The organism is Streptomonospora mangrovi, assembly GCF_027604915.1.
GTDB classification, from domain to species: Bacteria; Actinomycetota; Actinomycetes; order Streptosporangiales; family Streptosporangiaceae; genus Streptomonospora; species Streptomonospora mangrovi.
The window spans coordinates 102,224-127,500 of the sequence record NZ_JAJAQC010000018.1; the positions used below are offsets into that span (position 1 = coordinate 102,224).

23 protein-coding genes are annotated in these 25,277 nt (G+C 74.5%); 11 read left to right on the forward strand and 12 right to left on the reverse strand.

Going from position 1 to position 25,277, the window contains the following annotated elements; all coding sequences use genetic code 11:
• Positions 1-292 precede the first annotated feature (292 nt).
• From LG943_RS12900 to amiA, 7 genes are all read right to left on the reverse strand, one after another.
• Positions 293-1,984: an ATP-binding cassette domain-containing protein gene (locus LG943_RS12900; RefSeq protein WP_270072492.1), complete on the reverse strand. Its 1,692-nt coding sequence runs from the start codon at positions 1,982-1,984 to the stop codon at positions 293-295.
• Positions 1,981-3,651, reverse strand: coding sequence for an ATP-binding cassette domain-containing protein (locus tag LG943_RS12905; RefSeq protein WP_270072493.1), 1,671 nt, complete (start codon positions 3,649-3,651; stop codon positions 1,981-1,983). The genes LG943_RS12900 and LG943_RS12905 overlap by 4 nt, the downstream gene beginning before the upstream one ends.
• Positions 3,648-4,745, reverse strand: a complete 1,098-nt coding sequence (locus tag LG943_RS12910; protein ID WP_270072494.1) for a nitroreductase family protein — start codon at positions 4,743-4,745, stop codon at positions 3,648-3,650. Before LG943_RS12910 ends, LG943_RS12905 begins: the two co-directional genes overlap by 4 nt.
• Positions 4,746-4,752: 7 nt before the next feature.
• Positions 4,753-6,210: a YcaO-like family protein gene (locus LG943_RS12915; RefSeq protein ID WP_270072495.1), complete on the reverse strand. Its 1,458-nt coding sequence runs from the start codon at positions 6,208-6,210 to the stop codon at positions 4,753-4,755.
• Positions 6,207-7,235: a CocE/NonD family hydrolase gene (locus tag LG943_RS12920; protein ID WP_270072496.1), complete on the reverse strand. Its 1,029-nt coding sequence runs from the start codon at positions 7,233-7,235 to the stop codon at positions 6,207-6,209. The genes LG943_RS12915 and LG943_RS12920 overlap by 4 nt, the downstream gene beginning before the upstream one ends.
• Complete coding sequence (locus LG943_RS12925; protein ID WP_270072497.1) at positions 7,232-8,143, reverse strand: hypothetical protein; 912 nt, start codon at positions 8,141-8,143, stop codon at positions 7,232-7,234. Before LG943_RS12925 ends, LG943_RS12920 begins: the two co-directional genes overlap by 4 nt.
• Before the next feature lie 86 nt (positions 8,144-8,229).
• Positions 8,230-8,340: a streptamidine family RiPP gene (gene amiA / locus LG943_RS12930; RefSeq protein WP_246425016.1), complete on the reverse strand. Its 111-nt coding sequence runs from the start codon at positions 8,338-8,340 to the stop codon at positions 8,230-8,232.
• A 117-nt stretch (positions 8,341-8,457) separates the two neighbouring features.
• Here amiA and LG943_RS12935 point away from each other — a divergent pair, with 117 nt between their 5' ends.
• The 5 genes from LG943_RS12935 (at position 8,458) to LG943_RS12955 (ending at position 14,530) form a co-directional block, all read left to right on the forward strand.
• On the forward strand, positions 8,458-9,672 hold the full coding sequence (locus LG943_RS12935) for a hypothetical protein (RefSeq protein WP_270072498.1): 1,215 nt from the start codon (positions 8,458-8,460) through the stop codon (positions 9,670-9,672).
• Positions 9,672-11,450 carry a prolyl oligopeptidase family serine peptidase gene (locus tag LG943_RS12940; RefSeq protein ID WP_270072499.1) on the forward strand — a complete coding sequence of 593 codons (1,779 nt, stop codon included), beginning with the start codon at positions 9,672-9,674 and terminating at the stop codon, positions 11,448-11,450. The genes LG943_RS12935 and LG943_RS12940 overlap by 1 nt, the downstream gene beginning before the upstream one ends.
• Positions 11,451-11,613: 163 nt before the next feature.
• On the forward strand, positions 11,614-12,639 hold the full coding sequence (locus LG943_RS12945) for a FecCD family ABC transporter permease (RefSeq protein ID WP_333486360.1): 1,026 nt from the start codon (positions 11,614-11,616) through the stop codon (positions 12,637-12,639).
• Positions 12,636-13,472: an ABC transporter ATP-binding protein gene (locus LG943_RS12950; protein ID WP_270072501.1), complete on the forward strand. Its 837-nt coding sequence runs from the start codon at positions 12,636-12,638 to the stop codon at positions 13,470-13,472. The genes LG943_RS12945 and LG943_RS12950 overlap by 4 nt, the downstream gene beginning before the upstream one ends.
• On the forward strand, positions 13,469-14,530 hold the full coding sequence (locus LG943_RS12955) for an ABC transporter substrate-binding protein (RefSeq protein WP_270072502.1): 1,062 nt from the start codon (positions 13,469-13,471) through the stop codon (positions 14,528-14,530). The genes LG943_RS12950 and LG943_RS12955 overlap by 4 nt, the downstream gene beginning before the upstream one ends.
• Before the next feature lie 351 nt (positions 14,531-14,881).
• On the opposite strand, the gene LG943_RS12960 is transcribed toward LG943_RS12955, so the two are convergent.
• Positions 14,882-16,441 carry an exonuclease domain-containing protein gene (locus LG943_RS12960; RefSeq protein ID WP_270072503.1) on the reverse strand — a complete coding sequence of 520 codons (1,560 nt, stop codon included), beginning with the start codon at positions 16,439-16,441 and terminating at the stop codon, positions 14,882-14,884.
• Positions 16,442-17,095: 654 nt separating this feature from the next.
• Here LG943_RS12960 and LG943_RS12965 point away from each other — a divergent pair.
• Entirely contained in the window at positions 17,096-17,590 is a 495-nt protein-coding gene (locus LG943_RS12965; protein WP_270072504.1) for a FliH/SctL family protein, read from the forward strand.
• A gap of 48 nt (positions 17,591-17,638) precedes the next feature.
• Here LG943_RS12965 and LG943_RS12970 read toward each other — a convergent pair whose 3' ends face one another.
• On the reverse strand, positions 17,639-17,887 hold the full coding sequence (locus LG943_RS12970; protein WP_270072505.1) for a hypothetical protein: 249 nt from the start codon (positions 17,885-17,887) through the stop codon (positions 17,639-17,641).
• A 78-nt stretch (positions 17,888-17,965) separates the two neighbouring features.
• Positions 17,966-18,697, reverse strand: a complete 732-nt coding sequence (locus tag LG943_RS12975) for a polyamine aminopropyltransferase (RefSeq protein WP_270072506.1) — start codon at positions 18,695-18,697, stop codon at positions 17,966-17,968.
• Between the two features lie 286 nt (positions 18,698-18,983).
• Between LG943_RS12975 and LG943_RS12980 the strand changes: the two genes are divergently transcribed.
• Entirely contained in the window at positions 18,984-19,397 is a 414-nt protein-coding gene (locus LG943_RS12980; RefSeq protein ID WP_408648589.1) for a MerR family transcriptional regulator, read from the forward strand.
• A 66-nt stretch (positions 19,398-19,463) separates the two neighbouring features.
• On the opposite strand, the gene LG943_RS12985 is transcribed toward LG943_RS12980, so the two are convergent.
• Together LG943_RS12985 and LG943_RS12990 are read right to left on the reverse strand one after the other, a co-directional pair.
• Positions 19,464-20,861 (reverse strand): DEAD/DEAH box helicase, encoded by a 1,398-nt coding sequence (locus LG943_RS12985; RefSeq protein WP_270072508.1) that lies wholly within the window; start codon positions 20,859-20,861, stop codon positions 19,464-19,466.
• 232 nt (positions 20,862-21,093) lie between these two features.
• Positions 21,094-21,297, reverse strand: coding sequence for a cold-shock protein (locus LG943_RS12990; RefSeq protein ID WP_270072509.1), 204 nt, complete (start codon positions 21,295-21,297; stop codon positions 21,094-21,096).
• Between the two features lie 681 nt (positions 21,298-21,978).
• Between LG943_RS12990 and LG943_RS12995 the strand changes: the two genes are divergently transcribed.
• The 4 genes from LG943_RS12995 to LG943_RS13010 all read left to right on the forward strand — a co-directional run bounded on the left by LG943_RS12995 (position 21,979) and on the right by LG943_RS13010 (position 25,238).
• Positions 21,979-22,596: a stage II sporulation protein M gene (locus LG943_RS12995; RefSeq protein ID WP_270072510.1), complete on the forward strand. Its 618-nt coding sequence runs from the start codon at positions 21,979-21,981 to the stop codon at positions 22,594-22,596.
• Between the two features lie 83 nt (positions 22,597-22,679).
• On the forward strand, positions 22,680-23,420 hold the full coding sequence (locus LG943_RS13000; protein ID WP_270072511.1) for a MerR family transcriptional regulator: 741 nt from the start codon (positions 22,680-22,682) through the stop codon (positions 23,418-23,420).
• 169 nt (positions 23,421-23,589) lie between these two features.
• Positions 23,590-24,162 carry an RNA polymerase sigma factor gene (locus LG943_RS13005; RefSeq protein WP_270072512.1) on the forward strand — a complete coding sequence of 191 codons (573 nt, stop codon included), beginning with the start codon at positions 23,590-23,592 and terminating at the stop codon, positions 24,160-24,162.
• Positions 24,159-25,238 (forward strand): CU044_5270 family protein, encoded by a 1,080-nt coding sequence (locus LG943_RS13010; protein ID WP_270072513.1) that lies wholly within the window; start codon positions 24,159-24,161, stop codon positions 25,236-25,238. The genes LG943_RS13005 and LG943_RS13010 overlap by 4 nt, the downstream gene beginning before the upstream one ends.
• Positions 25,239-25,277 lie beyond the last annotated feature (39 nt).

The window sequence follows — 25,277 nt, forward strand, 5'->3', positions numbered from 1 at the left end:
GGTCGACCGCACCCACCTCCGAACCCATCCCACTTCTCCCTTTCGACGCGACCATCACCCCATAAGAGGCCCCGACCCCCCGAAAGGATTCACCCGTCGCCATCGCACCGGTGATGAGGGGTCCCATCGCCTACACCGAGTCACCGACCAAGGCCGGTCCGGCCGGCATGCTCACCGGCTCCACGCCGGTCTCGCGCTGGGCGCGGGCGGGCGGCGCCGTACGCCACGATCCTCACCGAGGTCCTCGATCCCGAGGACCGTCCCGCGCCGGCGGCGGCTGTCGGGGAGGGCGTCAGAGGACGCTGGGCTCCCGGTCGCGGCCGGTGGGGGCGGTGATGTCGATGATCCGGTCGCAGCGGGCGAGGGTCTCGGGGCGGTGGGAGGCGATGAGGACGGTGCCGTCGAAGTCGGCGATGACGTCGGAGATCGCCTGCTCGGTGTCGGGGTCCAGGCTCGCCGTCACCTCGTCGACGAGGAGGACGCGGGGGCGGCGGGCGAGGGCGCGGGCCAGGCACAGGCGGGCCTTCTGGCCGCCGGAGAGCCGCACCCCGTCCTCGCCGAGGTCGTCGTCCAGGCCGATCCAGCCGGTGGCGCCGACGCGGGCGAGCACGGCGGCCAGGTCGCTGTCGGGGCGCGGGCGGCCGCCGCGGAGGAGGTTGTCGCGGACGGTGCCGTGGAACAGGGTGGCGTCCTGGTCGACCAGGGCGACCGCGCCGCGCAGGGCCGTGTCGTCCAGTTCGCTCACGGGGAAGCCCGCCCCGTCGGCGGTGACGAGTTCGACGGTGCCGGCCGAGGGGTCCCAGAGGCGGGCGGCGAGCGCGATGACGGTGCTCTTGCCGGCCCCGGAGGGTCCGGCGAGGCCGGCGTGCTCGCCGGGCGCCACCTCCGCAGACCAGGCCGTGAGGGTGGGCCGCCGGGAGTCGTAGGCGAAGGAGACGTCGCGGAACCGCAGCCCCAGCGGCCCGTCGGGCAGCCGGCGCGGCGCGCGCGGGACGGTCACCACCGGGGGGCGGTTGAGGCCGGCGGCGACGCGGCCGGCGCTGGCGATGAGGGGGTGGAGCTGGGTGAGCGTGGTGGTGGCCTCCGTGGTCGCCGCGACCCCGGCGACGGCCAGGGCCACGAGGGCGGGCAGCAGCGCCGGGGACAGCCGCGCGTCGGCGCCGTCGGTCAGCACGCCCGCGGCGGCGGCGCTGACGGCGATGACCCCGACGACCACGGCGGTGACGACGAGTTCCCGCACGGCGGTGACGAGCTGGGCCAGCAGTTCGCGCCGGCGCGTGATCGCGGTGGCGCGCCGGGTGGCGGTGTCGGTCTCGGCGATGATGCGCGATGCCAGCCGGTAGGCGAGCACCTCGCGCAGGGCCCCGAGCGCGTCGACGATCCGCTCGGACAGGGCCGACCGCTCGTGCTGCTCGCGCTCGCCCAGCCGCCGCGCCGTGCGCGCCCAGTACAGGGCCGTCGTGGCCACGACCGCGCTGCCGCCGAGCATGACCGCCCCGGCCTCCGGCAGCAGGACGCTCGCGGTGATGAGGGTGGTGAGGAACACGGTGATCGAGGCGCCGAGCTGGGCGACGGTGTGGGCGTAGAAGAACTCCAGCTTCTCGATGTCGCCCATGGCCACGGCGGCCGCGCGGCCGGAGTGCTCGCGCCGGCGCCCGGGGACGCTGCGCGCGTAGGCGTCGAACAGCGCCATCCGCAGCCGCGCCAGGACCCGGTAGGCCAGGGCGTGCGAGACGTCCATCTCCTGCCAGGTCAGGACGGTGCGCGCCAGCACGAGCCCGCCGACGAGGACCCACCAGGCCGCTCCGGGCGGCGTGCGGTCGACCACGGCGTGGCCGACCGCCCACGCCGTGAGCACGGTGAGGGCGGCCAGGGCGAGCGCGCTGGCGGTGCCGACCAGGTAGCTCCGGAGCATGCCGCGCCACTCGGGGCGCAGGGCGGGCAGCAGGGCGCGGAAGGCGCGGAGCGCGGAGGCGGTGTTCACGGGGCGCTCCTCTGGAGCTGTCCGGCGTCCAGGCGCAGCACGTGGGCGACGCCGGCGAGGGTCTCGGGGCGGTGGGTGATCATGATGACGATGCGGTCGCGGGCGACGCGGTGGAGTGTCGTGACGACCTCCGCGGCGCGGGCCGCGTCCAGTGCGCTGGTCGGTTCGTCCACGAGGAGCACCGGGCGGTGCGCCAGGAGGGCGCGGGCCAGGGCGAGGCGCTGGCGCTGCCCGCCCGAGAGGTTGGTGCCGGCTTCGGCGACCTCGGTGTCGAACCGGCGGGGCAGGCTGTGGATGTCGTCCAGGATTCCGGCGGCCCGGCACGCGGCGGTGATCTCGGCCTCCGTGGGGGCGCCGGCGAGGGTGAGGTTGTCCCGGATGGTGCCGGCGAAGAGCACCGGGCGCTGGGAGACCACCGCGATGTCGTCGGCGCGCACCGGCCGGCCGTCGAGCATGATGCGGCCGGCGCTCGGGGTGAGGAAGCCGAGGAGGAGGTCGAACAGGGTGGACTTGCCCGCTCCGGACTCCCCCACGATCGCGGTGAGCGATCCGCGCCGGGCGGTCAGGCTGAGTCCGCGCAGGACGTCGTCGGGGGCGCCGGGGTAGCGGAAGCTCAGCTCGGAGACACGCAGCGCCTCCGCGCGGCCGCTTGGCGCCGCCCCGCGCGGCGCGGCGCCGGCGGGTGCGGCCGCCGGCTCGTCCGGTGCCGTGGCGCGCTCGGGGGTGAAGGCGCCGAGCTGGGCGAGGCCGGGCACGGCGGTGAGTCCGAGGAATCCGGCGTGCCAGTGCCGGGAGAGGTCCCGGATCGGGCGGAACGCCTCGGAGGCGAGCAGCAGGATCAGGTAGGTCTCGACGGAGGGGGCCTGCCCGGTGAGGGCGTGGCCCAGGGCCGCGGCCGCCGCGGCGACGATGCCGCCCTGGACCGCGAGGTCGATCACGGCGGTCTCGGCCAGCGAGACCCGCATGACGCGCTCGGTGGCGCGGCGCAGCGCCTCCGAGCGGGTGTCCAGCCGGTGCCGGGTGCCGGGCACGTCGCCGAGCGCGCGCAGGGTCGCCATGCCGCGCAGGTTTTCGAGCAGGTCGGCGCTGAGCGCCTCGTAGCTGTCCCAGTGGTCGAGCCCGCGCCGGGCCATCATCCGCTTCCAGGCCATGGGCCCCAGCAGCGCCAGCACGATCCCCGCCGCCGCGCACAGCCCCGCCGCCGGGGAGAGCAGCAGCAGCGCGGCCACCACGGCGGGGCAGGCGAGGAACACCTGCGCGACGGCGGGGATGTACTTGGAGACGTAGGCGTCGGTGCCGTCGACGCCGTCGCCCAGGCCGGCGCGCATCGCCCCGGCCCGGGCGGCGGGGTCGTGCAGCCGCTCGGGCACCAGCGCGGCCGCCATCGCGCGGCGGCGCAGGGCCTGGCGGACGCGGCCGCCCAGCCCGGTGGCGGCGGAGGTCTGGGCGAGTGAGAGCAGCGTCCGCGCCAGGGCGGTCCCCGCGATGAGAGCCAGCGCGGCGAACACGTCGTGGGGGTGTCCGCCCAGCACTGCCGACATCGCCCAGGCGATCGCGACGGCCTGGGCGAGGTGGGTGAAGAAGACGAGCACCAGCAGCGCGGTGCTGAGCGCCAGCGCGGCGGGGAACCGGGCCGCCTCCCGCCACAGCTCGCGGACGACCATCATGGCGCGGCCCCCTCGGCGGCGCTCGGGTCGCCGGGCAGCATTGCCAGGGCGTGCACGGTCCAGCGGCCCCCGGTCGCGCTGAAGCCCGACACCGGCCGGCAGCGCCACCGGCCCGACAGGGCGCCCGCGTAGCACAGGCCGGCCGCGGCCCGGTGGGAACGCCACAGGGCGTCGGCGACGGCGGCGGCCGGGGCGTGGACCGCCACCGACCAGGTCGCCAGGCGGTGGGCGCCGCGCACCCACGCCTGCCCGCAGGCCGCGGCGGCGCGGTCGGCTCCGTCCGCTCGTGGCCGGTGCCGCGCCGCGGCGGTGAACTCGCTGAGCGCCGGCGAGCGGCGGCCGGCCAGGGCGTCGCGGCGCCCGGGGGCCACCGCCCACGACGCCGGCAGTTCGAGGGCCGCGAGCGGGATCTCGGGGACGAGTCCGCGCCCAAGCCACCGGTCGGGCTCGGCCGCGCGCGGCACGCCGAGCAGAGCGCGCAGCGGTGCGCCGGGGCCCAGCCGCACCCGGGCGGGGTCCGCGCCGATGAGGAACTCCACGGCGGCGAGCGCGTAGGCGGTGTCGGCGACCCACAGCGGCCACGCCCGGTGGCGGTAGCGGCCGAAGCTGCGGCCCGGCTGGACGGTCAGGACGACGTGGGTGCCCGCCGCCCGGTCGTTCGCGTCCTCGGCGGTCCAGCCGGCCGCCCGGTCGGCGGTGTCGTCGCGGCGCAGCAGGGTGTCGTGTTCGTGGTCGTAGACGTAGCGGCCCGCCTCCAGGGCGCCGCCGGCGCCGACGACCAGGTGGGTCTGCACCGGGTAGGCCCCGCCGGCGGAGGGCACGGGGCGCCGGCGGATCCCGGTCGGGGTGCCGTCGGCCCTCCGGTGGAACCCCTCCCCCGACCACAGCGCGGCCAGCAGGTCGCGTTCGCGGTCGGGGGCCGCCACCGGGGCGGCGCCGGCCCCGCGCCACGGGTTGACCCGCGGCCCGGGCGGCAGCGCCGGGCCCGGGGAGTCGGGGGCGAACGCGCGCGCCAGGGCAGGGGGCAGGCCGGGCGGGCGCGTGGGGCGGTGCGCGCGGTGGGCGTGGCCGGGCAGGTGGTCGGTGGCGGACATGGGTGCCTTACATGTGCGGGGGCGGGACGAGGGTGAAGTCCTCGGGGCCGCCGGTCCACGTCGTGCGCCAGCCGCGCTCCTGGGCCGCGTCCCTGAAGCGGGGCATGCCGAGGTAGGCGAAGGCGGCGGGGGCGTTGGGGACGAGTCCGGTGATGAGGGTGCGCACCACGCGCAGCGGGGTGCGGCGGATGTCGGCGGTGGTGAGGTCGCGGGTGAGGACGCGGTGGCCGCGCCGCGCCAGCCGCCGGTACACCTCGTCCATGGCCACCGGCTCCAGGGCGCTGATCGGGCGGGTGCCCAGGGCGGGTTCTGTGAACCGCCGGGCTTCGGGGTGGACGCGCGGGTCGAGCCAGAGCTGGACGTGGGCGCCGAGGTCGATGATGTTCTCGCACTGGGCGCCGGCGGCGTCGCGGTAGGCGGCGTCTGCGCGGAAGTCCAGGTAGAGGCCGCGCGCCAGCAGGCCGTGCTCGACGGCGCGGAACACCCAGCCGTCGGCGGAGGTGCAGCCCTGGGTGTAGACCCAGGTGTGGATGGCCTCCAGGACCGCTTTGCGGGCGGCCCGGACCGGGTCGCACGAGGCGGAGAAACCCGCCGCGTACAGGCCGCGCTCCTCGTCGTGGACGAGGGCCGCGACAGCGGGGGCGAACTCCGAGGGCATGGCCACCAGGAAGACGCGGAGGGAGCCGCCGCGCAGGTCGGCGTCGAGGCCGGGGACGCTCGCGGGGTCGATGCCGAAGGTGGGGCCGTCCAGGTGCCACCACAGTTCGAGGGCGTCGCGTTCGACGACCTCCAGGACACCTCGGTCGCGGGCGTCGTCGGCGCCTTGGCCGGTGGCGATGCCGGCGTAGTTGAGGTGGTGGGTGCGGGGCAGGCCCCGGAAGCGCGACTGCCGCCAGTTCAGGTAGACCAGCGAGGCGGGCACCCAGGCCGGGGTGCCGTCCAGGTCGGTGCACCGCGCCCACAGGGTCGGGGTGGACTCGGTGAGGGGCTGGTAGGCGAACCCGTCGCGGGCGTACTGCCAGGGGGCGAACACCGGCAGGTCGGCCGGGTCGATCGGGGTGTGGCCGGCGGCGGCCAGCTCCGCGCGGGAGGCCACCCGCAGTTCGTCGCCGGGGAGTTCGGCGGGCAGCCAGTTCCCGCAGTAGCGTTCGACCCCTTCGGCGATCGCGGCGATCCGCGCCTGGGCGGGGTCGCCGAAGGAGGTGCCCAGCGAGACGCGGTCGGCGGGCCACTCGCCGAGCCGGCGCGCGTCGGAGACGGCCGCGGTCATCGCCAGGTAGGACTGCGGCGCCCCGGCGGGGTGTGGGACCTCGCGGACCGACCGGATGATCCCGCATTCGCGGTCGACCAGCGCCTCCACGGGCAGCGGGTGGCGGCCGGCGCGCGGCGCGCGGGCGGTGCCGGCGGGGTCGGCGGTGCCGGCTCCCTGCCGGGGTGCGCGGTCGGTGGTTTCGGTCAGGGTCATGGTGCGGTCCTTTCGTGGTGCCAGGTCCCTGACGCGGGGTCCAGGACCGACCGCGTGCGCGAGGCGGCGGCGGGCGCGAGGACGCCGGTCCACGCCGCCGGGGTGCCGGGCAGCCCGTTCGCGGACAGCCACGGGTCGATGATGTGGGCCAGTCCGCCGGCCGCGGTGATGCGGGCCCGCCGGGCGGGGTCGGTGACTCCCCCGACGAGGCCGTGGCCCCAGGGGCCGCTGGCGAAGTGGCTCGCGGCGCTCCAAGCGCGGGCGAGGCGCTGGGCGTGGTGGTGGAAGAAGTCGTCGTCGCCGCTGACCACCAGCAGCGGCGCGGCGACGCGGCCGTAGCGTGCCGCCAGGTCGATGCGCCGGGCCGTCCACAGCCGCCGCCAGCCCGCGCGCGCGTGCGGGGTCCAGCCCCAGTCGGCGGCGGCCTCGATGACGCCGTGCTCGCGCGCCTGCGCGACGCGCCCGTCCAGCTCGGCGGGGGGCAGCGGGGGTTGGGGGCGGGGTGTCCGGCCGTGCTGGTGCCACCAGCCGATGCGGTGGCGGAGCTGGGGGACGCCGTCGGCGTCCCACGCGGTCTCGGCCAGGCCCAGTGCGGGGACGAGCACGATGACCGCCGCGACGGCGCTCGGCGCGGCGGTGCCACCGGAAGCGCCGGCCGCGCCGGCTTCGGCGGCGGCGCGGGCGGCCTCCAGCGCGGTGTGGGCGGCGTAGGAGGCGCCGTAGAGGACCACCGGGAGGCCGGGGTGGTCGGCCGCCAGCCGCGCCAGGACCTCGCCGCCGTCGTCGTGCTCGTGGGTGTAGGGGGACCAGCGTCCCGCCGACCGGTAGCGGCCGCGCACGTCCTGCACGAGGCAGTGGTAGCCGCGCGCGTTCCACGAGCGCGCGGTGGAGGCGTGCTCGTCGGCGTCGTAGGGGGTGCGGATCAGCACGATGCCTTGGGGGTGCGCGCACTCCCACCAGCGTCCGCGCAGGACGGTGCCGTCGCGCAGGCGGACGTGGTGGTCGTGGCCGTGCCGCGCGGTCATGACGGCCGCGCCGCCCCGCCGCCGGCGGCCCGTGAGGCGGGGAGGGCAGGTGGCGGGTCGTAGGCCAGGACGGGGTGCTCGCTGAGGGTGCCGGTCGCCGCGACGAGTTTCCACAGCGTGCCGCGGTAGGTCTCCAGGGTGTCGGCCCGCTGCGCCCAGGCGAGGGCGACGGTGAGGATTCGGGCCGCCACCAGGGTGCGGGCGGCGGTCGGCAGCTCCTCGGCGGAGCCGGCGGCGGCGCGCTGCCAGGCGTCGAGTTCGCGGGGCACGGTGCTGGCCGCCAGGCGGCGCCGGCGGACCTGCTCGGCGGTGGGGTCGTCGGTGGAGAGGCTGATCGGGTCGACGAAGCAGACCTGGCCCTCGCGGTAGGCGCGCAGCCAGGCGGCGCCGTGGCCGGGCAGCGAGTCGAGCGCGTCCCACCCGGCGCGTGCGGCGGGGGTGTCGGCGTAGGCGATCACGAGGTCCCAGGGCGGGGCGGCCCCTGGGCGGTCGCCCGCCGCCGCGTCCGGCAGGTCGCCGCCGGCGGGGTCCGCGCCCGGGGCGGCGAGCAGCGCCGCGCCGTCGGGGAAGCGGGCGGGGGCCACGCCCCAGCCGGTCAGCGCGTCGGCCAGCGCCTCGATCAGCGCGCCCTCCCCCACCAGGCCCACGTTGCGCCGCGCGGCCGGCCAGCGGCGCTCGGCGTCGGCGGCCTCGCGGGCGGCCATCTCGGCGGTGAGCTTCGCGGCGTAGGCGCCGGACTCGTCGTCGCCGGCGGGCGCGCCGGTCAGCGCGTCGGCGAGACCGGCCGGTGGGTGCTGGAGGCGGAGGAACGCCCCAGCGGAGGTGCGCACGACTCCGGTGCCGTCGTGTTCGACCAGCGCGTCGGCGCCGCTGCCCGGCACGCGGGCGACATGTGGTTCTGGGGTCATCTGCGCCTCCCGAACGGCCCGGCCGGGCGGCACGCGGCCACCCGACCGGGTATCAGGTCCGTCTGACAGCGTCGCGGACGACGGGACTAGTCGAAGGGGTTCTCGACGAGGGCGTTGGAGTGCGAGGCGGACAGGTGCGCCAACTGCTCGGGCTCCTCGATCTCGGCGACGATCTGCTGGTCCGTCTGCTGGTCCATGGCGATGTCCTCTCTTCACGACAGGACGTGCCGGCGTGGGTGCGCCGACACGTTGCTCACGGGGAGCACAGCGCACTCTACTTGAGAACGGTTTTCATTACCAATACTGTTTTCCCCATGACCGTGGACCAGCTCTTCGTGGCCGACTACCGTGCGGGCCGCACCTACACCGTCGACCCCGCCGTCGACGGCGGCGGCGTCCGCGCGCTCGGCACCGGGGTCCTCGCCGAGCACGCCGGGGTCCTGGCGCTGCCCCGCGACGGTGCCACCGACGCGGAGTTGGCGTTCGCCGACGACCGCTCCGGGGCGCTCGTGGTCCTCGGCCCCGGCGGTGAGCGGCGGGTCCCCGTGGCGATTCCCGCCGAGCACCTCGCCTGCGACCCCTCGGGGCGCCACGTGGTGGTCACCACCGGCGTCGGCGCCAACGGGGCCCCGTGGAGCGACGTCGTCACCGTGGTCGACCTGACGGCCGGGGAGTCCGTGCGGTTCCGCTCGCGGAGGGGCGAGCCCGGGGCGCTGGTGGTCCCCGACCAGGCCGGCGGCGATCCGACGGTCGTGCTCCGCCACCGCGAGCCCGGCGCCGTGGAGGCGCTCCCCCTGGCCTGGTGCCTGGGGGTGGGCGCCCACGTGCCCGCGCTCACCGGTGCCGCCGTCGCCGACATCGCCGACGACGGCCACGGCGACGTGGTCGACCAGCGCACCGGCATCGCGGCGACCGCGACCGGCAGGGGTCTGGAGCGGTTCGTGGTCGAGGAGGGCGTGCCGCGGATGATCGGCGCCGTGCCCTGGCCGGCGCCCGGACGCGCGTTCTACCTGCGCTTCGACCCGGCCACCGGCCGCGCCGTGGGCGTGGTGCGCGGCGGTCCGGCCGACCCGGCCGCGTGGACCGAGTGGACCAACCACCTGGTCGACGTCGACCTGTCCACCGGTGACACCCGCTGCGTGGACCTCCCGCCCGGGCTGGCGTTCCGGTTCGCGCTCGGCGGCGGGAAGGCGGCGGTGGCGACCATCCACCCCGACGGCGACGAACTGACGCTCATCGACCGCGCCGGGCCGCGACCGCGCGCGCTGTACCGCAGGGCGCTGCCGCCGATGTCGCATCCACCGGCCCCCGGGCGCCTGCCCTGGGACCCGGTGGGCGGTGCCCCCGCGCAGCGCCGGGCCGTCGCCCTCGACCCCTCCGGCACCACCGCCGCCGTGACCCGCGGCGGCGACGCCGAACTCCACCTGGTCCGCGAGGACCGGACCGACACCGTCCGCATGCCGAGTCCCCTCGATGAGGGCGGGCACCTGCACTGGCGCGGCGGCGCCGCCGACCCCGTGGGCCGCTGATGCCGACCACCGCCGACACCCCCCGCACTCCGTCCCCGGAGGTCCTCCCCTCCCTCGACGCCGCGCTGGCGGCGTGGGAGCACCACGGGCGCCCCGGCGTTCCCGACCGGGGTTTCACCCTCAGCAGGCTTCCGGGCCACCGGCGCCGGGGGATCTACCGGGCCGGCGACGACGCGCCGGTCTTCGAGCCCGACGGGCACATCCTGCGCATGGCCCCCTCACCCGACGGCCGCTTCATCGCCGTCCAACTGGCCGACCGCGCCGACGAGGACGCCGCCCTGGCCCTGGTCGACACCGCCACGGGCGGCGTGCGGACCTACCCGGAGGTCCGCTGCCGCTACGACCCCATGCTCTGGAGCGGCGACTCCGCCCGCGTCGAACTCGCCGCCGGCGGGTCGCACCGGTGGGTCCGCCTCGACGCGGCCACCGGGCGGCCGCGGACCACCGCCGTGCCGCCCGGCGTGCGGCTCCGGCTGTTCCCCGGCGGGGCCGACGGCGTGCTCGCCGAAAGCCGTCCCGGCAGGCCGACCGTCCTCACCGACCGCGCCACCGGCGCCGAACTCGGCGCGTTCCCCGCCGTCACGCGCGTGCTCGCCGCCGGCGGGCACGCCCTGGTCCACGACGGGACGGGACTGCACGCCTTCGACCCGCGCGGCGGCACCCGCCTGTGGTCCTGGGCCGACCCCTCCGTGCGGATCACCGCGGTCGCCGCGCGCGGCGACGAGGTGCTGGTGGCCGGCGTGCGCGCGGGCCGCAGCGTGCTGCTGCGCGTCGTCGCGGGGGCGGTGGTCGCCGACCGGCCGGTGGCCTACCAGGGCGAACCCGCCGTGGCGACCGAGGTGGGCGCCGACGCCGACCGGTTCCACGTCCTCATCGAGGGCCCCGTCCTTCCCCCGCGCGTCGTCACGGCCGGCGGCCTCCTGGCCGACCGGGCCGCCGCGACCGCGCCGCCCGCCTTCGCGCGGACCGAGGAGCACGCGTTCGGCGCCGACGACGGAGTCGACGTCCCCGTCGTGGTCACCTCGCCGGTGGGCGCGACCGGCCCCGCCCCGCTGATCCTGACCTGCTACGGCGGCTTCGGCGTCCCGAGCCTGCCCGCGTTCGAGCCGACGGTGCCGGCGTGGGTCGAGCACGGCGGCCGCTACGCCATCGCCCAGATCCGGGGCGGCGGCGAGCACGGCGCGGCGTGGCGCGCGGCCGGCCGGGGCGCCGCCAAGGAGCGCGGAATCGCGGACCTGGCCGCGGTGGCGCGCGGGCTCATCCGTGCCGGACTGACCCGGCCGGACCTGCTCGTCCTGGCCGGCGCGTCCCACGGCGGCGTGATCGCGGCCGCCTGCGCGCTGGCCTCCCCCGGCCTGTGCGCCGGGGTGGTCAGCACCGCCGCTCCCCTGGACCTGCTCAACCTCGGCGCCCACCCGCTCGGGGAGCGGTGGATCGGGGAGTTCGGCGGTCCCGACGACCCGGAGCGGCCCGAACGCCTCCGCCGGATCTCGCCCCTGCACCGCGCCCGGGAACTCCCCGCCGGCACCCGCCCGCCCCGCTTCCTCGGCATCGTCCTGGCCGAGGACTCCCGCGTGGCCGCCGACGACACCCGGGCCGTCGTGGACGCGCTGCGCCAGGCCGGCGGCGACGCCGCCCTGTGGCGCGCGCCCGGAACCGGCCACGGCGGCAACCACCTGGACAGCCTCCACCGCCTGGGAGCCGCCGTCCTCAGTTTCGCCGCGATCGCGACGCGATCCGCGCGCACCACCCCGTCAACGGTCGGAAAGGGCTGCTGACCCCATGCCGGAAACAACGAGCGGACCCCCCGGGGCGACGACCCCGGACCGCTCCCCCACCATCTCGCGCCACGCACGCGACACCTCCGCCCCCGCCGCACCGCCCGCCCCCGCCCCCGCCGCCGGGGCCGCGCCCCGTCGGCGCGGCGCCCTGGCGGTGCGCATCCTCGTGCCGGCCCTGTCGGCCGCGCTGGTGGCGGTGCTGCTGCTCTCCACCAGCGTCGGCACCATCGGGGTGTCCCCGGCGGACGCCTTCCGGATCATCGTCGGGCACCTCGTGCCCGGGATGCCGTGGATGTCGGACGGGTCGCTGACCACGGTGCAGGACAACGCCGTCTGGCAGTTCCGGCTGCCGCGCGTCCTGCTGGCCGCCCTCACCGGCGCCGCGCTCGCCCTGGCGGGCGCGCTGATCCAGGCGGTGGTCCACAACTCGCTCGCCGAGCCCTACATCCTCGGCGTCTCGGCCGGGGCGGGCGTGGGCGCGGTGTCGTTCATCGTCCTGGGGATCGGGATCAGCTCCCTGGGGATCGGCGCCTCCGCGTTCGTCGGCGCGCTGGTGGCCACCGGCGCGGTGTACTTCCTGGCGCGCAAGAACGGGCGCATCGCGCCGCAGCGGCTCATCCTGGCGGGGGTGGCGCTCGGCTCCCTGTTCAGCGCGGTGACCAGCTACCTCACCCTCGCCACCGACGCGCAGAACGTGTTCAGCATCATGTTCTTCCTGCTCGGCTCGGTCTCGGCCGCCACCATGGGGCACCTCGTCCTGCCGGCCGCCGCGCTGCTGGCCGTCGGCCTGCTCACCGCCTTCCGCGCCCGCGCCCTCAACGCCCTGCTCGTGGGCGACGACGCGGCGGCGTCCCTGGGGGTGAACGTGAACCGGCTGCGGACGGTGGTCCTGGTGGCCGCGGCGCTGCTGACCGGTTCGGTGGTGGCGGTCTCCGGCGGGATCGGGTTCGTCGGGCTGATCATCCCGCACATCGCCCGGATCGTCGTGGGGTCCGACCACCGCAAGATGCTGCCGGTCGCGGTGCTCGCGGGCGCGGTGTTCCTCGCCGGCTCCGACCTGCTGGCGCGCACGCTCGCGGCGCCCTCGGAGATCCCGCTCGGGGTGCTGACCGCCCTGGTCGGCGCGCCGTTCTTCCTGTGGCTGCTGCGGCGCGACCGCGCGGAGAGCGTGGGGATGGGCCGATGAGAGTGGACATCGAGAACCTCGGCGCGCACCGGGGCGGCCGGCCGGTCGTGACCGGCGTCAGCGTCGCCGTGCCCTCGGGCACGGTGCTGGGGCTGGTGGGGCCCAACGGCAGCGGCAAGTCCACCCTGCTGCGCGCCGTGTCGGGCGTGGCGGCCCCGTCGTCGGGGCACGTGCGCTTCGACGGCACCGACGTCGCCTCGCTCAGCCGCAGGGAGGTCGCCCTGCGGGTGGCGGTCATGGCCCAGGAGCACAGCGAGGAGTTCGAGGTCACCGTCCTCGACATGGTGCTGCTCGGGCGCATTCCGCACGGGCACGGCTTCGGCCGCGACTCCGACCGCGACATCGCGGTCGCGCTGGACGCGCTGGCCCGTGTCGGCGCCGCGCACCTGCCCCACCGCTCGTTCTCGGCGCTCTCGGGCGGCGAGCGGCAGCGGGTGCTCTTCGCCCGCGCGCTCGCCCAGGAGACCCCCGTGCTCGTCCTGGACGAGCCCACCAACCACCTCGACATCGCCCATCAACTGGAACTGCTCGACCTGATCAAGGCCACCGACAAGACCGTCGTCGTCGCCCTCCACGACCTCAACCTCGCCGCGCGCTCCTGCGACACCATCGGCGTCCTGGTCGACGGGCGGCTGACCGCGCTGGGGCCGCCGGACGAGGTGCTGCACACCGACCTGATCCGGTCGGCGTTCGACGTCGACTCCACCGCGGTCGCCCATCCGCACTCGGGCCGGCGGCACTTCATCTTCGACGCCCGCCGCTCCCCGAGCCGCCACGACGGCACGGCCCCCGACCCGTCCGTCTCCGCCCCGGAAGGAATCACCCTCCCATGATCCCCACCTCGTCCCCCTCCGCCTCGGCGAACCGCTCCCGTCGCCGCAAACCCCCGGCCGTGCTGGCCTCGGTCGCCGCGTTCGCGACCGTTCCGCTGCTGCTGTCCGCGTGCGGTACGGGGGTGACCAACGGCCCCGGCGGCGCGGAAGCGGCCGACGGCTCGGGAGAGACGGTGACGATCACCAACTGCGGGCGCGAACTCACCTTCGCGACCACCCCCAGCAGCATCGTCGGCATGATGCCCTCGCAGACCGAACTGCTCATCCGCCTGGGCGCCGTGGACTCCCTGGTCGGGCAGGCGCAGACGGACGTCTCGCCGCTGCCCGACGACATCGCCGACCAGGCCGCCGACATCCCGGTCCTGAGCACCGACACCCCGCCGGCGCGCGAAGACCTCCTCGCCGCCGCCCCCGACCTCGTCGTGTCCCCCACCGAGTACGAGTTCACCGCCGAGCAGGGCTTCGCCAGCATCGAGCAACTGAAGCAGAACGACGCCCAGGCATATGTGGCGACCGGCGGCTGCCTCGACCGCCGCAGCACCGCGGAGGTCACCGACGTGCTGACCGACATCGACAACCTCGGCGCGATCCTGCGGGCGCCCGACGTCGCCGAAGAGCTGTCCCGGGACGCCGAGGCGCGGCTGTCCGACGTCGAGACCGCGATCAGCGACGTGCCCCGCCGCACGGTCGCCCAGGTCTTCGTCGACGGCAACTCGCTCCAGGCCATCGGCGCCGGAGTCGAGGCGGACATCATCGCCACCGCCGGCGGGGAGAACGTCTTCGACCCCGACGCCCCCGAGTTCGCCGACTTCTTCGCCGCCGAGATCACCCCTGAGGAGATCATCAGCCGCGACCCCGAGGCCATCGTCTTCAGCGTGTCGGGCCCCGAGTCCGAACAGCACACCCGGGACTACCTGGAGCGCACCTTCCCCGACGTGGCCGCCGTGAAGGAGGACCGCCTCATCGCCGTCTCCAAGAGCGACCTGTTCCCCGGCACCCTCGGCAACATCGACGCCGTGGAACTCATCGCCGAGGAGCTCTACCCCGACGCCTTCTAAGGCCGAAGGCACCGCCCCGCGCCCCCGCCCCCCCCCCCCCCCCCCAAGGCGGGGGGCGGGGGGCGGACCGGCCCACGGGGGGGGCCACCCCCCCCCCCCCCACCGCCCGCCCGCCCCCCCCCCCCCCCCCCCCGCCCCCCCCCCCCCCCCGCGGGGGGGGGGGCCGGGCCGCTTCCGGACTCTGGGCGGCGGCCTCCACCCGACGCAGGCGCTCATACGCCGTCGGGCGCAGGTGACAGGCCATCCGCCGGTCAGGGCTCCGCAAACCGAGTCAAGCATGCTACGTCCCGCAGCGACTCCTCATCGCGAATCGACGCAAGGCAACCACGTTCGTCTCCTCTGGAAAAGCGATCACGTGGGCATGCGGACGGCGACCTCGGCCAGTAATACACCGACGCCGGTCGACGCGAGGAGGAATACCGCGCACCCCGAGCCTCCCCGGGGCGTGGCCGAGGGGTGGGGACGGGCGGAAGGACGAGAGGGCGCGGTGCCGACAGACTGGTCGCGGCGGAAGGGATCGACAAACCGCTGCCTGTACTCAGTCTCTGTCAACTGACGTGGGCGCCAGAACTCGTGCCATTCGGGATAGGCGGGGGTCGATTCGGCCGCGAGGCGATCGGCCACATCCCGGCCTTGGCTGCCGCTGAAGACGCCTGGGGCCGTGGCGGCCATCGCCTCGGCTTCCAGCACCTTGCGGGCCTCGTCTACCGTCATGACGGGGAGGTTGGCGGCGCGCGCTTGAGCCAGTCGCGGGTCGGAGCCGTCGGTCTCGGCGACGACCAGCCGCACCGTCTTGGTGAGGTTCTTGGCAACCGTCGCCCCGTTGGCCAACGCGTAGTCCAGCAGTTGTTCCATACCGGGAGCCTCGCCCACCGGCAGCAGGCGCCATCCCTTGAGAGTCCGGTTCTGCGGGCGGTGGGCTGTCACCGCTTCCTGTAGGTCCTGAATGATGTGGACGGCGCCCAGATTCTTGGCGGCAGCCCGCAACTCCTTGAGTTCGGCTGCGGTCACCACTCCGTCGGCTTCGGCCCGTTGGCGGGCCTGGGCCAATGTGTCCTCATGGACGTACTGGGCGGTGAGTTGCGTGAGGCCCGCCCGCGTCGCAAGGACGGCCAGGTTCTGGGCTTCCTCACCGACGACCTTGCCGTCGGAGAGCGCGAACTCCAGCAGGGAGCGGTACTCTGGCAGTGCCTCGGGACGCGGCGGCGGCGGTGTTTGCGTCCGCGGCAGGCAGGCGACGAGATTGCTCAGCCACCCTTCCGCGCCCTTGCGCATTCCCAGTACCCGCGGAGCGATCACCCCCTGCCGGGGCAACTCGGGCAGCCGAACCGGGGACGGCCCGCGCCAGAACAGCGGCTGGGGAGGGTTCGCGACAAGTTCGGCGAGCATGTGCCCGACTCCTCTGGCCGTCCCCAGCGCACCCTGTTCGCCGACCGGCCAACTCCCCGTCAGCAACTGGTGCACGTTTTCGAACCGGTAGCCGTAGCGGTCGAACTGGGTCCGAGCCGCCACCAGGGTGCACAGCCCTGGAACACCGTTGAACGGCACTCCCAGCCGCCCGAACTCCGCGACGAGAAACTTCTCGAAAAACTCCAGATTGTGCCCGACCACGATTGCGCCGCCGAGATAGGCGAGAAGGTCACCGGCAATGTGTTCGAACCGAGGAGCGCCCTTGACGTCGGCGTTGGTGATGCCGTGGAACTCGTCGTTGGTAATCCTGATGTTGGGATCGACCAGGGTCGCGTACTCGTCCAGGACTTCCCCGTCACCGCGCATACGCACCACGGCGACTTCACAGATGCGGGATCCGCGCTCAGGGTGCAGGCCGGTCGTCTTGAGGTTGATCAACGCATACACCCATCGACGCGCATCGCTGCCGCCTTGCCGCGTCAACTGTCCGTAAGCGAACACTGTCCACCTTCGTGTCAAAAAGAGTCATTCTCATACGTTTGCGCGGGACCAAGGAACCAAGCCGTCGCATCCGGGAAACACGTTGCGTGCATGGGGGTGACAAACGCGCACCAATGAGACGCTCGGTGAGTGCCCGTGGATGTCATCGACCGCTTGCGGAAAGCGCACGGTCATTGAAGGCAAGGTCGCCCAGTCGCGATGGCCGCCAGGGCGCCGTCGTGCACACTCACGGCAGCGCGGTCCTGCTTCGGGCGTATATGCCACCGCGGGCATGCGACACCTCACGGAGGGACGACGGACAGCATTGATGAGAAGCGGAACACCGCAGAGACGACCACGGAGATCAGCCGATTGGAGAACGGTCCGCGAAGATTCCGCGCGGCGATGATCACTCCTTACGCGGCGGCAAGGCACGAGCGCACTTCATCATCGCTGGCGGTGACGGATATTCACAGTGGGACTACCAATACAAGGTGTCCAGACCAGGCCACTTCACCGGTACCGGCACAGCGGACTGAGCAGTCAGGTTGCCCATACCGCCTGTCAGAGCGTTTCCCAGCGACGCGAAGAATTCCGTTCCGTATACATGGCTGTGCCGTTCCCCCGCTAAGGTCATGACTGCCAGTGGCTAAGCACCGGCCAGAAAGGATACGCGTGACCGAGGAGATCAACGATGTCCCCACCTGCGGCCGCCCCACGCGCTCCGGAAAGCCGTGCCGAATCCGCATCTCCCGCTTCGACGTCGCTTGTGGCACCCACGCCACCGAACACGACCGGGCCCTCGCTGACGCCTACCGCCGGGGCTACAACGAGGGCTGGAAAGCCGGCTCTGCCACCGGCGAGCAGGGGGCGCAGGCCAGAATCCGTTTTTTGGAGGCGCGTCTACGGGAACTTCAGGAGCGCGACGACGCCGCCAAACGTATCTTCGAGGTCGGCGGAGAGCAGGTCGTGGAGGTCGACGGCTACGCCTACCGCTGGCGCGGCCATCCCCCGCTGGTCGTTGGTGAGCGTGTGCTGCTCCCTGAGAACTGGTTGAGCAGCCTCAAACGCGGCTCAGGCCCGTTCATCGGAGTTGTCACCAAACTCGGCACCACCTACAAGGGCCACTTGGCGCAGGTCATCAACCGAGCTCCCGTCGAGAAGCCGTAACGGCACCGGCCCGTCATCCCTGCTCGGCCGCCGCTTCTTCGAAGGCCCTCATCCGTGTTCTCCAGTGCTGCCTGGGGGGAGGGAGCGCTTCTGGAAGCCGTGGACGGTGAACATGAGCGCCGCGATTCCGGCGAAGCAGAAGAGCGCCTGCCAGAGTGCGGCATCGGTCTGCTCACCGCGGAGGGTCAGTGCGAAGACGAAGTACAGCACTGCGAAGACGGCGCTGAGAGCGAGGGCGGCGAGGACGGGGTGGCGCGTGGGTATGGCTAAGGCCGAGCGTTTCGGAGGGGTCGACATAACGGGTTCCTTCCCATCGGCACCCCACCGCATACGTGTTTTCGGCCGCACGCCGGTACCCGAAGGCCACGCGACCATCTAGGGTGCGGCGGTGGCGAGGTAGACGGTGTTGGCGGCCTCCCGGTCCTGGAGGGGGTTGGGGAAGGTGACGACTTCGGCCCGCGCCTCGGGGAAGACCGCTCGCAGGGTCGTCAGGAAGTCCTCGTCGGGCGGGTCGTTGGACCACAGGGCGAAGGCGCCGTGCGGGCGGAGGCACGCGGCGAGGCGGCGCAGCCCCTCGGGGCGGTAGAACGCGGCGTGGTCGGGGTGCAGCACGTGGCCGGGCGCGTGGTCGATGTCCACGATGACGGCGTGGAACCGCCGGTGCGGCGCCCGGGAATCGAGTCCTTCCCCGCGTGCGACCAGGTCGAAGAAGTCGCCGTGCTCCAGCCGGCACCGGGAGTCGGCGGTGAGGGCCGCGCCGGCCGGGATGAGGCCGCGTTCGTGCCAGTCGATCACCTCGCCGAGCGCCTCCACCACCACGAGGGTTTCGACGCGGGGGTCCTCCAGCACGGTCTGGGCGGTGTAGCCCAGGCCCAGCCCGCCCACCACCACGTCCAGCGGCCCCTCGGCCGGCACCGCCGGCTCCCGCAGGGCCAGCCGCGCCAGCTCGATCTCGGCCGCCGTGAACAGGCTCGACATCAGGAAGTCGTCGTCGAGCTTGATCTCGTACACGTCTTTCTTGACCAGCGGGTCCCAGCGGCGGCGCAGGCTGATGTCGCCCATCCGGGTGGGCCGCCAGTCCAGTTCCTGGAAGCGCAGACCGCCCATACCGCACGCACCTTTCCTGTATGTGTGCAACGTTGCCCGCACGCCTCAGAGCCGTCGGCCGCGCTCCCCGCCCAACCGCGAGGCTCGGCCCATGCACCGGCGGTGGGATCCGCCCCGGCGTGGGGAGACGCGGGCACCGGTAGTTTCGACGCGGCGCCCTTCGCCGACCGCTGTCGGATCGCCCGACCCCACCGCTCCGTCCCGTTGTACAGCACACTCCCGGCGAAGGTGCCCTGGAACACAAAATCTCTTACGTCAAAGTAGGGTTGCCCAAGGAGGTGCTGTGATGGGTGCAGGCCACATGCAGATCGGCGAGGCCGCCGAGCGCACCGGGCTTTCGCTGCGGACCATCCGCTACTACGGCGAGGTCGGGCTGGTGGAGCCCTCGGCCCGTTCGGCCGGCGGGTTCCGCCTCTACACCGAGGACGACGTCGAGCGGCTGCTGCTGATCAAGCGCATGAAGCCGCTGGACTTCAGCCTGGAGGAGACCCGCGACCTCCTGGAGATCCTGGACCGGCTGGAGGACGGGCGGACCCCCGCCGCCGAGCGGGCGGCGCTGGCGACCCGGTTGGACATGTTCGAGGAGGCGGCCGAAGCCCGGTGCCGCGCACTGCGAGAGCAACTGGACATGGCACAGGAGTTCGCCGGACGCCTGCGCGCCCAGCACGACAAGTACCGCGCGGCCGCACCCGAGAAGTAGGCGGCGGCGCCGACAACGCGGACGGCCCCGCGACCTCGTGGTCGCGGGGCCGTCGTCATCGTGCGGTCAGCCCAACGGGCGGCGGCGACGGCGCGGGGCCGGGCCGCGGCGGCGCGGTTCGCGGGCCACCGGGGCGCGGACCGCCACCGGCACGCCCGACGGCTCGCGCGCGCCCGTCACCTCGGCCAGAACCGGGTCAGCGGCTCCGGCGCCCAGGGAGCGCGGCTCGATCCGCGCGCGGCTCATCAGCCGCACCATGTCCCGGCGCTGGCCCGGCAGGACCAGCGTCACCACGTGCCCGGACTCCCCCGCCCGCGCGGTGCGCCCGCCCCGGTGCAGGTAGTCCTTGTGGTCGGTGGGCGGGTCGATGTTGACCACCAGGTCCAGCCCGTCGACGTGGATGCCGCGCGCCGCCACGTTGGTGGCCACCAGCGCCGTCACGTCCCCGCGCTTGAACTGCTCCAGGGTCCGGGTGCGCTGCGGCTGGGACCGCCCCCCGTGCAGGGGCGCGGCCAGCACGCCGCTGGCCAGCAGGTGCTCGGCCATCCGGTCCACCGCCCGCTTGGTGTCCAGGAACATGATGACCCGGCCCTCGCGCGCGGCGATGCGGGTGGCCACCTCGTTCTTCTCCGCGGGCGACACGTGCATGACGTGGTGCTCCATCGTGGCCACGGCGCCCTCGGAGGGGTCCACCGAGTGCACCACGGGGTCGCGCAGGAACCGGCGCACCAGCGCGTCGACGTTGCGGTCCAAAGTCGCCGAGAACAGCATCCGCCGACCCCCGGCGGGAACCTCCTGGAGGATCGCGCTGACCTGGGGCATGAACCCCATGTCGGTCATCTGGTCGGCCTCGTCCAGGACCGCCGACTCCACCCGGTCCACCACGCAGTCACCGCGCTCCATCAGGTCGCGCAGCCGCCCGGGGGTGGCCACCACCAGGTGGACGCCCTCACGCAGTGCACGGGCCTGGCGGTTGATCGGCATGCCGCCGACCACGGTGGTTGTGCGCACCCCCACCGCGCGGGCGTAGGGCGCCAGCGCCTCGGCGACCTGCTGGGCCAGCTCACGGGTGGGCGCCAGCACGATTGCCAACGGGTGGCGCGGCTGGGCCTCGCGCCCGTCCAGTCCGGCGAGCAGGGCCAGGCCGAAGGCCAGAGTCTTGCCCGAGCCGGTGCGGCTGCGCCCCAGCACGTCGCGCCCGGCCAGGGAGTTGGGCAGGGTCGCGGCCTGGATCGCCGAGGGGGTGGTGAGCCCCTGGCGGGCCAGGGTGCGCTTGAGCGCGGCGGGCATGTCCAGCGCGTCGAAGGACTCCACCGGCGGCAGCGCCGGGGTCACGGTCACCGGGAGAGCGAACTCCCCCGAGGGACCGCCGGAGGCGGAACGGCTGGGTGTGCGGGGGCGCTGGCGGCTGTAGCCCGGGGAGGGGCGGCCGCGACCGGCGCCGGTGCGATACGGGTGACTCATATAAGGCCTTTCGCCGACGGCGCTGGCCGGGCGGGAGGCCGTATGCGGCCTCGCAGGGGGATACCGGAACGCCGGAGGAAATAAGAGTGGTGTCCGCGCCCACCCGGAGAACTCCGGGGCGCGGGGGCCGGTGCCGGTCGTAGAGCGACGGCGGAGATCCGGCGAGAAAAAGGAAAAGCGGTGGGCCGGGCGCCCGGAGGGCGGGCCCACCGCTGGAGAAGCGCGTGCTTCCCTAGACCAGCGTGATGTTCTCGGCCTGGGGGCCCTTGGCACCCTGGGTGGCGTCGAAGCGCACGGCCTGGCCCTCGGCCAGCTCACGGTAGCCGGTGGCCTGGATGTTGGAGTAGTGGGCGAAGACGTCGGGGCCGCCGCCGTCCTGCTCGATGAAGCCGAAGCCCTTTTCGCTGTTGAACCACTTGACCTTGCCGGTCGCCATAGGGATACCTCTCGTCGAGAAATGAAGAAAACCGCGAATGACGATTTTCCCGTCACCGCGGCGATCTCCCGACGAGATGAAATCCATCGGGGGTTCACAACTGCAACTCCTTGGAGCATAGCACCTGACGACCCCCCTGTCGCGGAAACAAAGTGTGTCGCATGGCACCGGAGAATCCGGTATGGAAACCGGAAGGCGCCGCACCCCGCCCTGGCACTCGATCCCAGGCGACCCCGGCCCGATCCCGGCCTCAGCCCGAGCCCGACAACCTACCCTCACGAGATAGTAGGGTTGTCCGCGTGGGGGGCGTGGTGCCGCTTCCATCCGCTCCGCCGCGCCCCTCACCGGCACGCCCGGCGCGCGGCGGCGCGTCGCCTCTCAGCGCGGCCCCTCCCAGCGCGCGACACCCTCCCAGCGCGCCACGCCCGACCGCCTGGCCGACCGCCCTCGTCCCGCGCGCCCTTCCGAAAACCGGCGTTCGACGTACCCGGCTCCCTCGACGTACTCGGTGAACTCGGCGGCACGGCATCGCCCCCTCCATCCCACGCTTGACCATGCCCCAAGGGCATGGCCTGGAGTGGGGGCGAGCCGCTCGGGATCCCCGCCTCCGCCCCGCCGGGGCGGGCGGCGGGCCGGGCGGGCTCATCGGTTGCGACCGCCCGACACCCGGAGTGAGGAAACATGCGGCTCCTTCGCACGCCCTTGGGGATCATCCGCGCCAATTTCGGCGCCTACCTCGTCGTGAACGCGCTCATCTACATCCCCTTCCTCCTCGGAATGGGGGCGGCGCTGGTCTTCCCCGACCTCGGCGCCGCCGAGCAGGCCGCGATGCGGGAGAACGGGACGACCGGCCTGGTCACCTCGCTGCTGGACGACTTCTGGCTGTTCAGCCTGACCATTTTCGCCGTCAACACGCTCACCGTGGGCGTGCTGACGATCCTGCTGCCCTCGATGGTCGTGCCCTTCGCCGGCATCGCCGCGTTCATGTACCGGGTCTTCACCATCGGGGTGGCCCTGGCCCCGGTCAACGCGACCGTGGCGACGACCCTGGTCCCGCACTCCCTGACGGTGCTCATCGAGTTCCAGGCATACGCCCTCGTCATGCTCGGCGCCTACCTCCTCGGACGGGCCTGGCTGCGCCCGGCGGCCGTCGGCGCCCGCACCCGGCGCCAGGGCTACCTGCACGGGCTGCGGCAGACCGGGTGGCTGTGCCTGCCCGCGCTGGCGCTGTTCGTCGTCGGCGCCCTCTACGAGTCCTTCGAGATCATCTACCTGCTCCCCCTGCTCTTCGCGCGGTGACCGGGGCGCCGCTTGACCGTGCCCCGGGGGCATGGTGTGGACTTCTCTTCGGACGAGCGGGACGGACCGGCGGGAGGCAGGACATGGCGTGGAGCACGCGGCAGCTCGCCGAACTCGCCGGCACCACGGTCAAGGCCGTCCGGCACTACCACGACATCGGGCTGCTCGACATGCCCGAGCGCACGGCCAACGGCTACAAGCAGTACGGGGTGTCCCACCTGGTCCGCCTGGTGCGGATCAAGCGGCTGAGCGACCTGGGCGTGCCGCTGGCGAAGATCGCGGACCTGGAGCGCGCCGACGAGGATCCCGACGAGGCGATCCGCGTGCTCGACGCCGAACTGGAGGCCACGATCGAGCGGCTGGTCCGGGTGCGCGCGGAGCTGGCCGTGATCCTGCGGCACCGCGCGCCGCCCGAGGTGCCCGCCGGCTTCGCCCCGGTCTCCCAGACCTTCTCCGAGACCCACCGGTCGCTGCTCGCGGTCTTCTCGGCGGTCTTCAGCGAGGACACCATGGAGGGATTCCGCCGCCTGCTGGCCGAGCGGCACGAGACCGACGAGGAGTTCGAGCGTCTGCCCGCCGACGCCGACGGCGCCGACATCGACGCCCTCGCCGCGCGCATGGCGCCGGTGGTCCGCGCGACCCGGGAGCGGCATCCGTGGTCGGCGGACCCCACGGCGGACTCGCCCCGGGGCGCCGAGCTCGCCGAGAGCGCGCTGGCGCACGCGGTCGCGGAGCTGTACAACCCGGCGCAACTGCGCGTCCTGCAACGGGTCAACGAGATCCTCGGGGTCGGCGGCCCCGGCGCGGACGGCGCACGGCGGTAGCGCCGCCCCCGCCCACCTGCCCCGCCGGCCTGCCCGGACTCCCCCGCCGGCGCCCGTGCGGCCCGGCCGCCGCCGCCCCGGCGCGCGCCCGCGCCGAAGAATCGCGGAACGGCGGTAACAACCACCGTCCGAGCGACATAAACGGTCAACGTCGCACGGAAGGACCCCGATGACCCATGACCGGGACGAGGAAGGCGGAACACGTGCCGAAGGCGCGTTCACCCGCTTCTTCGCACAGCACTACGACGCCGTCTACCGCTACGCGCTGCGCCGCCTTGGCCCCGACCACGCCGAGGACGTCGCCGCCGAGACCTTCGGCGTGGCCTGGGCGCGCTTCGACCGCCTGCCCCAGGACAACCCCCTGCCCTGGCTCTACACCACGGCCCGCAACATCGTCCTGGCGCGGTCGCGGCAGGCCCGGCGGCGCGGCGAACTGCCGCACGCCTTCGACGGCCCCTGGCCCGGCGCGCCGACCCAGCCCGACCCCACCGCCCAGGTCCTCGACCGCCACACCGCCCTGGCGGCGCTCAACCAGCTCAGGCCCAAGGACCGCGAACTGGTGATGCTGCTGGCCTGGGAAGGGCTGGACCTGCGCGCCGCCGCCCGCGTGCTGGGCTGCACCGCCGCCACCGCCCGGGTCCGCCTGCACCGGGCCCGCCGGCGCATCGACAAGCTCCTCAACGAGGACAGCGCCGCCACCACCGTGAACCACCCCCTGCTCGCCCAGGAAGGCACCCGATGAGCACCGACGAGCGCGCCGTGCGCGACCTCCTGGCCCCCCACGACCCCGCCGCCCACCTCCGCGTCGACGACGACCAGCGCGCGCGGGCCCGCGTCGCCGCCCTGGCCGCCGCCGAGACCGCGCCGCCGCGCGCCCACCGGCCCGCCCGCCGCGGCCGGTGGCTGCTGGCGGCCGCCGCCGGCGCCGCCGCCGCCGCCGGCGCCGCCGCGGTCGTGGCCGCCGCCGGCGTGGTGGCCGTCAACGCCGCGCCGCCCGCCTACGCCGGCCCCCCGCCCCCGCCGCTGGCGGTGGCCCCCGCCGAACTCCACGACGCCCGGGACGAACTGCTGGCGCTGGCCGAGACGGCCGAGGACCGCCCGGCCGCGCGCGGCGCGGGCGCGGACGTGGCCTACGTGCACACCTCGGAGTGGACTTTGACCGCCTCGCAGAACGCCGACACCGACGAGGCCGGCTGGGGCGTGCTGCCCGTGGACCGCCGGGTCTGGCGCTCCCTGGAGGACTCCGGCTACGCGGTTGAGCAGCCCCAGCCGCCCGAGCACCTCTCCGGCGACCCCGACCCCCTCACCCAGCTCTTCAGCGAGGGCCCCACCGAGGAGGAGTGGGGCGACGGCGAGGGCGGCAACGGCATGTTTCTCACCTGGAAGCCCGACACCCTGCCCACCGACCCCGACGAGCTGGCCGCCCGCCTGTCCACCGTGCACGGCGTGGACAGCGGCAGCAGCGCCCAGCTCTTCGCCGGGATCCAGACCCTCTACACCGAGATGCCGGTCGAGCCGGAGGTCCAGGCGGGCATCCTGCGGGCGCTGGCCGACCGCGACGACGTGCGCTTCGCCGGCACGGCCACCGACCGCGAAGGCCGCGAGGGGCTCCTCTTCCTGACCGAGGACCGGGAGTCCGCCGAGGGCGAGGTGCTCCAGCGCCGCCTGATGTTCGACCCCGAGACGGCGGCGCCGCTGTACCACGAGACCGTGGTGGTGCGCAGCGAGTACGCGACCCCGGCCGACCTGCCGCTGGTGAACAACTACACCGCCCTGGTGGAGACCGCCTGGGTGGAGGAGGTCCGCGAGGCGCCCTGACCTCGGGGCACCCCGACCGCGACCCCGCCGGGCCGGCCC

What these genes read in the sequence shown, in the direction of transcription:
- LG943_RS12905 (WP_270072493.1), bottom strand. Translation starts at nt 3,651, where the DNA reads ATGATGGTCGTCCGCGAGCTGTGGCGGGAGGCGGCCCGGTTCCCCGCC.
- LG943_RS12910 (WP_270072494.1), bottom strand. Translation starts at nt 4,745, where the DNA reads ATGTCCGCCACCGACCACCTGCCCGGCCACGCCCACCGCGCGCACCGC.
- LG943_RS12915 (WP_270072495.1), bottom strand. Translation starts at nt 6,210, where the DNA reads ATGACCCTGACCGAAACCACCGACCGCGCACCCCGGCAGGGAGCCGGC.
- LG943_RS12920 (WP_270072496.1), bottom strand. Translation starts at nt 7,235, where the DNA reads ATGACCGCGCGGCACGGCCACGACCACCACGTCCGCCTGCGCGACGGC.
- LG943_RS12925 (WP_270072497.1), bottom strand. Translation starts at nt 8,143, where the DNA reads ATGACCCCAGAACCACATGTCGCCCGCGTGCCGGGCAGCGGCGCCGAC.
- amiA (WP_246425016.1), bottom strand. Translation starts at nt 8,340, where the DNA reads ATGGACCAGCAGACGGACCAGCAGATCGTCGCCGAGATCGAGGAGCCC.
- LG943_RS12935 (WP_270072498.1), top strand. Translation starts at nt 8,458, where the DNA reads ATGACCGTGGACCAGCTCTTCGTGGCCGACTACCGTGCGGGCCGCACC.
- LG943_RS12940 (WP_270072499.1), top strand. Translation starts at nt 9,672, where the DNA reads ATGCCGACCACCGCCGACACCCCCCGCACTCCGTCCCCGGAGGTCCTC.
- LG943_RS12950 (WP_270072501.1), top strand. Translation starts at nt 12,636, where the DNA reads ATGAGAGTGGACATCGAGAACCTCGGCGCGCACCGGGGCGGCCGGCCG.
- LG943_RS12955 (WP_270072502.1), top strand. Translation starts at nt 13,469, where the DNA reads ATGATCCCCACCTCGTCCCCCTCCGCCTCGGCGAACCGCTCCCGTCGC.
- LG943_RS12970 (WP_270072505.1), bottom strand. Translation starts at nt 17,887, where the DNA reads ATGTCGACCCCTCCGAAACGCTCGGCCTTAGCCATACCCACGCGCCAC.
- LG943_RS12975 (WP_270072506.1), bottom strand. Translation starts at nt 18,697, where the DNA reads ATGGGCGGTCTGCGCTTCCAGGAACTGGACTGGCGGCCCACCCGGATG.
- LG943_RS12980 (WP_408648589.1), top strand. Translation starts at nt 18,984, where the DNA reads ATGGGTGCAGGCCACATGCAGATCGGCGAGGCCGCCGAGCGCACCGGG.
- LG943_RS12985 (WP_270072508.1), bottom strand. Translation starts at nt 20,861, where the DNA reads ATGAGTCACCCGTATCGCACCGGCGCCGGTCGCGGCCGCCCCTCCCCG.
- LG943_RS12990 (WP_270072509.1), bottom strand. Translation starts at nt 21,297, where the DNA reads ATGGCGACCGGCAAGGTCAAGTGGTTCAACAGCGAAAAGGGCTTCGGC.
- LG943_RS12995 (WP_270072510.1), top strand. Translation starts at nt 21,979, where the DNA reads ATGCGGCTCCTTCGCACGCCCTTGGGGATCATCCGCGCCAATTTCGGC.
- LG943_RS13000 (WP_270072511.1), top strand. Translation starts at nt 22,680, where the DNA reads ATGGCGTGGAGCACGCGGCAGCTCGCCGAACTCGCCGGCACCACGGTC.
- LG943_RS13005 (WP_270072512.1), top strand. Translation starts at nt 23,590, where the DNA reads ATGACCCATGACCGGGACGAGGAAGGCGGAACACGTGCCGAAGGCGCG.
- LG943_RS13010 (WP_270072513.1), top strand. Translation starts at nt 24,159, where the DNA reads ATGAGCACCGACGAGCGCGCCGTGCGCGACCTCCTGGCCCCCCACGAC.